Raw genomic sequence first — 8,366 nt, 5'->3', positions numbered from 1 at the left:
TTAGTCGATGTTCCTCAACTCATGGCGTCTTGCACTTTTCTAATTATAAGTGTTTGACAGCAGCCACCATCAATAATACCCAGCCTAGTAAAAAGGCTACTCCGCCAAGTGGTGTGATAGCACCGAGGATTTTAATCCCCGATACACTCAATACGTACAAGCTTCCTGAGAATAAAATAATCCCGACGAACAAGCTCCAGCCAGCTGTTGTAATAAGACTCACATGTGAAAACTTGTCCGCCAAAAATGCTACAACAAACAAGCCAATCGCATGAAACATTTGATATTGAACCGCTGTGTTCCATGTTTTTAAATATTTTTCGGTAATCTTTCCTTCTAATCCGTGCGCCCCGAATGCACCAAGCGCAACTGCCAAAAACGCATTAATCGCTCCCAATATTAAAAATAATTTCATTTTTATTCTCCATCCTTTCATCAAATACGCCTCTGCGNNATAAAGACGTTGCCACAGGACGTGGCGTTCTTAATCTTTAATCTTACTTCTCGAAAAGTTTCCTTTGAAAATCGCATGTCCCCGCCGGAGGCTTTAACATTATTCAGACTTGTGCTGAATAATGTTAAAATTGTGATTTCATTTTACCATATTCATTATAAGATAGTAGTAAGAGGTGATTTGTAATGGACTTTGACATTTTACCAGTTGGAGACTTGGCCTTACAGATTTTTTTCAAAAGGCCCGCATCTATGGACTTACAGAGGCACATTCAGCAAACTACCAAACAAATTGAAAAAATGAAGATACAAGGGGTCGTTGAGCTTGTCCCAGCATTTCAATCGATCACTGTTTACTACAATCCCATTCTCATTTCCTATAAAAATCTTTCAGAGCAGATTTCAGAGATTTGCGACGGGATTTCTACGGAAGCTGCAGTTTCATCTAAAAAGGTAATTATGATTCCGACCTGTTACGATGGCGAGGACCTTGAGAATGTCGCACTCAGGTCTGGGCTATCGACCGAAGAAGTGATTTCCATCCATAGCAGTGTTGACTATCTTGTCTATATGATTGGCTTTTTACCGGGATTTCCATATTTAAAAGGGCTCCCAAGTCGGCTTGCGACACCGCGCCTTTCAAGCCCAAGACTGAAGGTTCCTAAAGGGGCTGTGGGCATCGGCGGTGACCAAACAGGGGTGTACCCACTCGAGTCACCGGGAGGATGGAACCTCATTGGTAGAACCCCAGTACCTTTATTTGATCCTAAAAAATCGGAACCATTTTTACTCAAAGCAGGGGACTACCTGCGCTTTACACCGATTTCAGACGAGGAATTTAAGGAAAATGAAAATCTAGTAAAAGAAAATAAATTCAAGGTTGAGGTGAACAAAATTGAAAACAATCGATCTGAATTGTGATTTAGGAGAGAGCTTTGGAGCCTATAAAATCGGCAACGATGGGCAGGTCCTCCCTTTAATTTCAAGCGCCAACATTGCTTGCGGGTTTCATGCGGGTGACCCCCATGTGATGAACCAGACCGTCGAGCTTGCGAAAAAATATGATGTTGCCATCGGTGCCCACCCAGGGTTCCAAGACCTTGTTGGGTTCGGCAGGAGAGCAATGGCTGTTTCACCATCAGACGTCTATGATCTCATACTCTATCAAATCGGCGCCCTTTCTGCCTTTTGCCAGGCGCAAGATGTGAAGCTCTCACACGTAAAGCCACATGGGGCACTATATAACATGGCTGCGGTCGATACAAGTCTAGCAGAGGCTATTGCAAGAGCCATTGCCAAATTTGACCCCACACTTGCGCTATATGGACTTTCTGGCAGCAAGTTAGTCGAAGCCGGGGAAAAATACAGCCTAATAACAGTCTCTGAGGTGTTTGCCGACCGAACCTATCAATCGGACGGAACCTTAACACCAAGGACCGAACCAAGCGCCATCATTCATGACAGTCAAGATGCCATTAAACAAGTCCTACAAATGGTAAAAGAACAAACTGTCCATACCGCAACTGGTGAAGTCATTCCGATTAAAACAGACTCGATTTGCGTTCACGGCGACAACACCCATGCACTTCAATTTGTGCAAAAATTACGTAGCGCCCTTACCAATGAAGGCATCAAAATTAAGGCAATCAGGTGATTAAAATGGGACAACCACTTTTTACCGTTCTTAAAAAAGGGCTTTATACCACATTTCAGGACCTTGGACGCTCTGGGTATCAACAATTTGGCGTAGTCACAAGTGGTGCAATGGACTCCTATTCGAGCCAACTAGCGAATATTCTTGTTTGTAACCCAAAGGGTGAAACTGTTCTCGAGATTACCATGATCGGACCAACATTACTTGTTGAAGCAGACTTGCTTACACTCGCAGTTTGCGGCGCCGACTTAACCATGACTGTGAACGGAAACAAAGCGCCATTATGGAAATCCTTTGTCGTGAAAAAAGGGGACATGATTCGGTTTGGAAAACCCGTCTCGGGAACTCGCGCATACTTAGCGGTTGCTGGTGGATTTGAGGCCGAGGAAGTACTCGGAAGTAAATCGTATTACGCAAAGGCAAAACTCGGAACGGAGATCAAAGATGGGGATATTTTATTTGGTCAAGTGGGTATTTCTCGAAAAAATACAGGGCTCTCGCGCCACCTTATTCCGAGTTTCGGTAAAGAAGTAAAAATCCGTGCCATTCCGGGACCACATGAAGATTATTTTACAGAAGATTCAATTGAGCAATTTTTCTCGGATCATTATCGAGCCGTCCAAGGTGATCGAATGGGGTACCGTTTAAAAGGGATAAAACCACTACAGCATAAAGGCAAGGCCGAAATCGCATCTGACGCCATCCCGCTTGGTGGCATCCAGGTGCCAAGCAGTGGCGAACCCATCATCCTGTTAGCCGATCGACAAACAACCGGAGGCTATCCGCGAATCGCGACGGTCATTTCAGTTGATGTATTTAAAATTGCTCAGCTAGCACCTGGTGGAATGATCCGATTTGAGCGTTGCAGCATCGAAACAGCACATGAACTTTATAAAAAAAGAGAAATCTTTCTTCAAAGCCTCCAGGTGTAATGTTGACCTGGAGGTATTTTCAGTACTATAACAATCGCCGCTCACCTATTTTAAAGATATCGAACAAACTTTTTAATATATCGGACATTAATCTAATTTTATCGGACAAAGAATCGTGGATATCGGACAAAGCCTAAAGTCCCACAAAAAAGACCCTCTAAAAATCAAATAGAGAGTCTCCATTCGCGTCGGCTTCTTTCAATTTCGTTGCGTTTTGAATCGTTGTTGGCTGCGTCGCCGGAATTGACTGCACAACCTGCTGCAGCGGCTGCACTGGTACAGTCTCAACGCGTCTAACCTCAGCTTGCGCCTCATCCAACACAAGGTCACATAAAGTTTTAATCGCCATTAACCGCTCTCTCACCTTTTGTTCACTTGCTTCACCTTTTGCCGTCTGCAATTCTTGCTGCATTTTATCTAAAATCTTACCTACAGATATATTCACAAATTTCAACTCCTATGCCCGAATATCTACGTTGTAGGAAGGCTTCTGCTTCGTCTTCAATTGCCTTTCCTCAAACTTCATACAATGTGCTCCAGAGGATCTAAACACTGTGACTGAAGGCATCGCCTGCGTCTTAAAACCGAAGGCGCGACAACCCCTTGGAAATTTCGGGTCCCATGTCGTGTAAAAATGTTTGCATTTTAAGCAATTGACTCTCTTTTGCATCCCTTCACTACCTTTATAAAAATCGATACCTTTATTTTCCCACGTAGAAGGAGGTGCGTCAAACTCACATTTTGACAATCTAGCAATTTGTATAGGGCAACTAGTCTAAAGTCATGAAAAAACCCCTCAGATCGTCTCTGAGGGGCATTTTACGCAGAAATTATGTAAAATTACTTACCAGCAACTGCGTCTTTAAGAGCTTTACCTGGTTTGAAAGCAGGTACTTTGCTAGCTGCGATTTCGATTTCTTCTCCAGTTTGTGGGTTACGGCCTTTACGAGCTGCACGCTCACGAACTTCGAAGTTACCGAATCCGATTAATTGTACTTTATCTCCGCTGCTTAATGCATTTTGAACTGCTTCAAATACTGCGTCAACAGCTTTTGTTGCATCCTTTTTAGATAGTTCTGCACTTTCAGCAACTGCACTGATTAGTTCTGTTTTGTTCATTGTTCAATTCTCCTCTCCAAATAAGCACATATTCTTTTTACCACTTTTTTCATAGGTTCGCAAGATTTTCGGCTAAATTCGTCCTATTAAACTTACGTATAAGCTATTACATCACTAGATTAGCCAAAAAACAAGCATTTCAAACTAAATTTCGTAAAATATTTTAAAAAATGTTGTTACTACCAAGTTTTACCGAATTTCTAGTATTTATACTAGGGAATGCTATAAAAAAATAGAACACGAAAGGAGAGTTCAAAATGGCTCGAAGAAAACGTCGACCACTCGTTCCAGAGGCAAGAGAAGAACTTGATCAACTAAAAGCTAGCGTAATGAAGAAACAGGGGTACAAAACAGATCCAGCAAATCCTGACAGTGTAAAATACGAGGTCGCAAGGGATTTAGGGATTCCGTTAAATGATAATTACAATGGCAACCTTACATCCAAACAGGCCGGCAAAGTAGGCGGAAACATCGGTGGCAATATGGTTAAAGAAATGATTCGCATGGCACAGGAAAACTTAAACAAGCGCCAATAAAGGAGGCACTCAAATTGGCTAAAAAGAAAAACAGAGTCGGTCAATCCACTCACAGTCAGTACAAGGCGGCGAAGGGACCAAAGGCAAGGGAATCTGGCTATGAAGCAAGCTACGAATACACGACAGGAAATGAAATAGGAGAAAAAGAACAATAATCTTAAAAAACTGCCCAAAAACAAAAGGGCAGTTTTTCTTTTTACCTAATAATTCATATACACCCTAATTAATTATCGCTAAAATAGTATACAAACGCTTTCAATTAGGAGGTGGATTTTGCTCTGTCTACTCTTTCAAAGTTCCTTTATAGCATTGGGATGGTATTTTTTCTCGTTACCTTATCCCTGACCTGTTACTATGCCTATCAAATTTTTCATTTTGGTAACCAAGCTGAAACAGCAACAAGCGAGGCGCCTCGCTATCATTTTGTGCTTATTCCAGAGGAGCTCGATAATGACTATTGGCGCCTGGTTGAAAATGGAGCGAAAGAGGCGGCTAAGGATTTAAATGTCGTTCTTGAATATATCGGTCCAATCCAAGCAAATACGGAAGAGCATATTAAGACGCTAGAGATGGCTACTGCCTCAAGGGTGGATGGTATTTTAACACAAGGTCTTCAAGAAGAACAATTTACCCCACTAATTAACCAGATAGTTGAAAAGGGGATCCCGGTGATTACTGTAGATACCGATGCTGCAACGAGTAAACGGTCATCTTATGTAGGTACCGATAATTACTATTCTGGCTTTATTGCTGGTCAGGCCTTGATTGAAGATACAGGTGGGAAAGCAAATGTCGCGATTATTACTGGAAACTTCGATGCTTCTCACCAGCAGCTTCGTGTTCAAGGATTTAAGGATGCGACACAGCACGCCGAAGGGATTAATATCATCACCATTGAAGAGTCAAATATCACAAGGGTTCGGGCAGCAGAGGCAGCTAACAAAATCCTTAAAGAACATCCAGAGGTTACTGCCTTTTATGGAACAAGCGCATTAGACGGCATCGGAATTGCGCAGGTTGTTGAACATTATCAAAAACAAGACCAAATTTATATTCTTGCGTTTGATACCATCGAGGATACCATTCATTATATGAAAAAAGGCACAATCGACGCTACTGTCATGCAGGAGCCTTATAAAATGGGATATCAATCCGTTCAAATGATGATTGACTTAATTGAAGGACAAGGCGTTCCTAATATGGTACATACAGAGACCAGGATTATTCGGGCTTCAGACCTGCCACTTGATTCAAAAAGCATTATAAGGATGGATCCATCATGATCATTCGAATTCGGACGAAATTACTTCTTTATTTTATGATTATCTTCATTATTTTGAATGCTGTTGCCTTTTTGTTTTATAAAAGCAGTGAGAAAATTGTTTCAGAGTATGATGATAGCTTTGAAAAATTTCTATTATTGAATGATATTTCACAGCAAGTTCATCTCGTCAACGAAAAAGTGCAATCCTATATCGTTGAAGAGGAAGACACTTTTCTCAAGGAATATTTTCGGGCTAGAAAACAGCTATTAACTTATCAGGGGCAATTGATTAGTGAGCTTTCAAATGAAAATAACGCCATTACTCTATCGAATTATAAAAATATGATTAGTAGTTACATTGAGGCTACCGATTTAACGATTGGCATGTTCCAGAAAAAAGAGATTAATCGGTACTCCACACACCTTAATGAGGCTACGAAATTTGCAGGCTTTATCCAAGAAACAACATTGTCATTAGTCAATAACGAACTGACAGATTATCAATTATTCTATGAAGAAATTGAAAAGCAAAACCGCTATTTTAATTTAATGGGAATATCCCTTTTTGGGTCAACATTATTGTTGAGTTTGCTTCTTGCCATGTGGTTATCAGGCGGAATTACCAAGCCGATTCGCCAATTATCTGAGGCTGCCAATGAAATCTCAGAAGGAAACTTTTCTGGTGATGAAATCAAGGTGACAACCAATGATGAGTTTAAACTGTTAACTAATACCTTTAATCAAATGAGACTCAACATTCGTCAATTGGTAAGCGAAATTAAGCAACAATCAGAGCTGGATAAACTACTCAAGGAAATGGAGTTAAAAAGCCTTCAGAACCAAATCAATCCCCACTTCTTGTTCAATACTCTTAATACAGTTTCAAAAATGGCCTATTTAGAAGAGGCACAAAACACATCAAGGTTAATTGAGGCCATTGCAGCATTGCTTCGCTACAATCTAGGGGATTTACATAAATCTTCGACTCTATTTAACGAAGTCAAGATTGTGAAAGAGTATTTTTATATACAACGGACTCGGTTTGGAGAACGGATTGATTTTAAATTGGACGTTGACCCTGATTGCTTAAACATTGAAATACCATCACTCTCCCTCCAGCCAATCATCGAAAATGCGTTTATTCATGGGATTGAATCGAAAGAGGATGGTGGAATCATCAAGCTAAAGGTATTCCATGAGTCAGATCGGATCCATGTGGAGATTTCGGATAATGGAGCAGGGATGGATGAGAATACGCTAACTAAGCTTAGACAAATTGCAGACGGAACTTCACAAGAGGATATTGTTATGCATGAAGAATCAACCGGTCATTCAACTGGGATTGGGGTAAAAAATGTTATTCAAAGACTTCAGTTATTTTATAAGCGAACTGGTATTGTTGAAATTGAGTCTATAAAAGATAGCGGAACTACGTTTCGACTTTTGCTTCCTTATGATAATAAAGAGGAGACTGATCATGATTAAGGTTATTATTGTCGATGACGAATTATTTGAACGAAAGGCGATTACAAAAATTATTAAGACGGAATGTACAGATGTTGAAGTCATCGGTGAGGCGCAAAATGGAAGAGTTGCCATCGAGAAGGCTACACAGCTCCAGCCAGACTTGATGCTCATGGACATTAAAATGCCCGGGATTGATGGAGTTGATGCTGTCAGGCAAATAAAACAATTACACCCTAACATTAAATTCATTATGGTATCTGCCTTTAACACTTTTGAATATGCAAAAGAAGTGATGCAGCAAGGTGTGAAGGAATACATATTAAAGCCAAGCAGTAAAGCCGATATTTTTGCCGCAATTGGTAGAGTGAAAGCAGAGATTGAGGATGAAAGACGGCAGGCCGAAGCCCAAACCGAACTCAAAAGTCGTATGAAAGAATTACTGGCTCTCGCTCAAAAGGAAGGAATCACATCCATCAGTGAGGATCATACACACTCAACTGAACATTGGAAAAACGATCAAATCCATGGGATGCTAATAAAAGCCAAAAAGTATATTGATTTGCGTTACTATGAATCTCTTACACTTGAGGAAGTAGCCGAATATGTTGAACTTAGTCCCTATCATTTCAGTAAGCTTTTTAAAGAAAAGATGGGTGTCACTTTCATTGACTACGTCACATCGGTAAGGGTTAACCATGCCAAAAAGGAAATGGATGACCCTAGTAAAAGTTTAAAGGAAATCTGCTATTCTGTTGGCTACAAGGACCCGAATTATTTTAGCCGGGTGTTTAAAAAATACACGGGTATGTCACCATCCGAATATCGAAGTATTACATTGAAATAAACTTCCGATCAGATTAAATTAAGCTGATTTTTTTGTTATCACAAAAAAGTGAAGGTATTCGCAAAATAGTGCAGATTGTATTTTCTCACCGGCCCTC

General features: G+C 40.7%; 11 protein-coding genes. 8 read left to right on the top strand and 3 right to left on the bottom strand.

The window, feature by feature from the left end; all coding sequences use genetic code 11:
- Window positions 1–43: 43 nt before the first annotated feature.
- Window positions 44–415 carry a DUF423 domain-containing protein gene (locus tag V7147_RS00230; RefSeq protein WP_335365852.1) on the bottom strand — a complete coding sequence of 124 codons (372 nt, stop codon included), beginning with the start codon at window positions 413–415 and terminating at the stop codon, window positions 44–46.
- A 224-nt stretch (window positions 416–639) separates the two neighbouring features.
- Between V7147_RS00230 and pxpB the strand changes: the two genes are divergently transcribed.
- The 3 genes from pxpB to V7147_RS00215 are packed head-to-tail and all read left to right on the top strand — an operon-like array spanning window position 640 to window position 3,039.
- Window positions 640–1,374, top strand: a complete 735-nt coding sequence (gene pxpB / locus V7147_RS00225) for a 5-oxoprolinase subunit PxpB (protein WP_335365851.1) — start codon at window positions 640–642, stop codon at window positions 1,372–1,374.
- Entirely contained in the window at window positions 1,349–2,107 is a 759-nt protein-coding gene (gene pxpA / locus V7147_RS00220; RefSeq protein ID WP_335365850.1) for a 5-oxoprolinase subunit PxpA, read from the top strand. The genes pxpB and pxpA overlap by 26 nt, the downstream gene beginning before the upstream one ends.
- Window positions 2,108–2,112: 5 nt before the next feature.
- On the top strand, window positions 2,113–3,039 hold the full coding sequence (locus V7147_RS00215) for a biotin-dependent carboxyltransferase family protein (protein ID WP_335365849.1): 927 nt from the start codon (window positions 2,113–2,115) through the stop codon (window positions 3,037–3,039).
- Between the two features lie 157 nt (window positions 3,040–3,196).
- Here V7147_RS00215 and V7147_RS00210 read toward each other — a convergent pair whose 3' ends face one another.
- Window positions 3,197–3,484, bottom strand: coding sequence for a YwdI family protein (locus V7147_RS00210; protein WP_335365848.1), 288 nt, complete (start codon window positions 3,482–3,484; stop codon window positions 3,197–3,199).
- Between the two features lie 395 nt (window positions 3,485–3,879).
- Window positions 3,880–4,158: an HU family DNA-binding protein gene (locus tag V7147_RS00205; protein ID WP_010677267.1), complete on the bottom strand. Its 279-nt coding sequence runs from the start codon at window positions 4,156–4,158 to the stop codon at window positions 3,880–3,882.
- Between the two features lie 257 nt (window positions 4,159–4,415).
- Between V7147_RS00205 and V7147_RS00200 the strand changes: the two genes are divergently transcribed.
- The 5 genes from V7147_RS00200 to V7147_RS00180 all read left to right on the top strand — a co-directional run bounded on the left by V7147_RS00200 (window position 4,416) and on the right by V7147_RS00180 (window position 8,269).
- Window positions 4,416–4,694: an alpha/beta-type small acid-soluble spore protein gene (locus V7147_RS00200; RefSeq protein ID WP_335365847.1), complete on the top strand. Its 279-nt coding sequence runs from the start codon at window positions 4,416–4,418 to the stop codon at window positions 4,692–4,694.
- Between the two features lie 14 nt (window positions 4,695–4,708).
- A complete protein-coding gene (locus V7147_RS00195; RefSeq protein WP_335365846.1) occupies window positions 4,709–4,849 on the top strand; it encodes a hypothetical protein in 141 nt (46 codons plus the stop codon).
- Window positions 4,850–5,008: 159 nt separating this feature from the next.
- Window positions 5,009–5,977: a sugar-binding protein gene (locus tag V7147_RS00190; protein ID WP_335365845.1), complete on the top strand. Its 969-nt coding sequence runs from the start codon at window positions 5,009–5,011 to the stop codon at window positions 5,975–5,977.
- A complete protein-coding gene (locus V7147_RS00185) occupies window positions 5,974–7,443 on the top strand; it encodes a sensor histidine kinase (RefSeq protein WP_335365844.1) in 1,470 nt (489 codons plus the stop codon). The genes V7147_RS00190 and V7147_RS00185 overlap by 4 nt, the downstream gene beginning before the upstream one ends.
- A complete protein-coding gene (locus V7147_RS00180) occupies window positions 7,436–8,269 on the top strand; it encodes a response regulator transcription factor (protein ID WP_335365843.1) in 834 nt (277 codons plus the stop codon). Before V7147_RS00185 ends, V7147_RS00180 begins: the two co-directional genes overlap by 8 nt.
- The last annotated feature ends 97 nt before the right edge of the window (window positions 8,270–8,366 follow it).

It is taken from the genome of Bacillus sp. JJ1521 (assembly GCF_036965165.1).
Taxonomy (GTDB): domain Bacteria; phylum Bacillota; class Bacilli; order Bacillales; family Bacillaceae_L; genus Ferdinandcohnia.
This window is presented reverse-complemented; position numbering and strand designations above follow the sequence as displayed.

Bases quoted from the DNA above. Each gene is read 5' to 3' on its own strand.
- V7147_RS00230 (WP_335365852.1), bottom strand. From the start codon at position 415: ATGAAATTATTTTTAATATTGGGAGCGATTAATGCGTTTTTGGCAGTT.
- pxpB (WP_335365851.1), top strand. From the start codon at position 640: ATGGACTTTGACATTTTACCAGTTGGAGACTTGGCCTTACAGATTTTT.
- V7147_RS00215 (WP_335365849.1), top strand. From the start codon at position 2,113: ATGGGACAACCACTTTTTACCGTTCTTAAAAAAGGGCTTTATACCACA.
- V7147_RS00205 (WP_010677267.1), bottom strand. From the start codon at position 4,158: ATGAACAAAACAGAACTAATCAGTGCAGTTGCTGAAAGTGCAGAACTA.
- V7147_RS00200 (WP_335365847.1), top strand. From the start codon at position 4,416: ATGGCTCGAAGAAAACGTCGACCACTCGTTCCAGAGGCAAGAGAAGAA.
- V7147_RS00190 (WP_335365845.1), top strand. From the start codon at position 5,009: ATGGTATTTTTTCTCGTTACCTTATCCCTGACCTGTTACTATGCCTAT.
- V7147_RS00185 (WP_335365844.1), top strand. From the start codon at position 5,974: ATGATCATTCGAATTCGGACGAAATTACTTCTTTATTTTATGATTATC.
- V7147_RS00180 (WP_335365843.1), top strand. From the start codon at position 7,436: ATGATTAAGGTTATTATTGTCGATGACGAATTATTTGAACGAAAGGCG.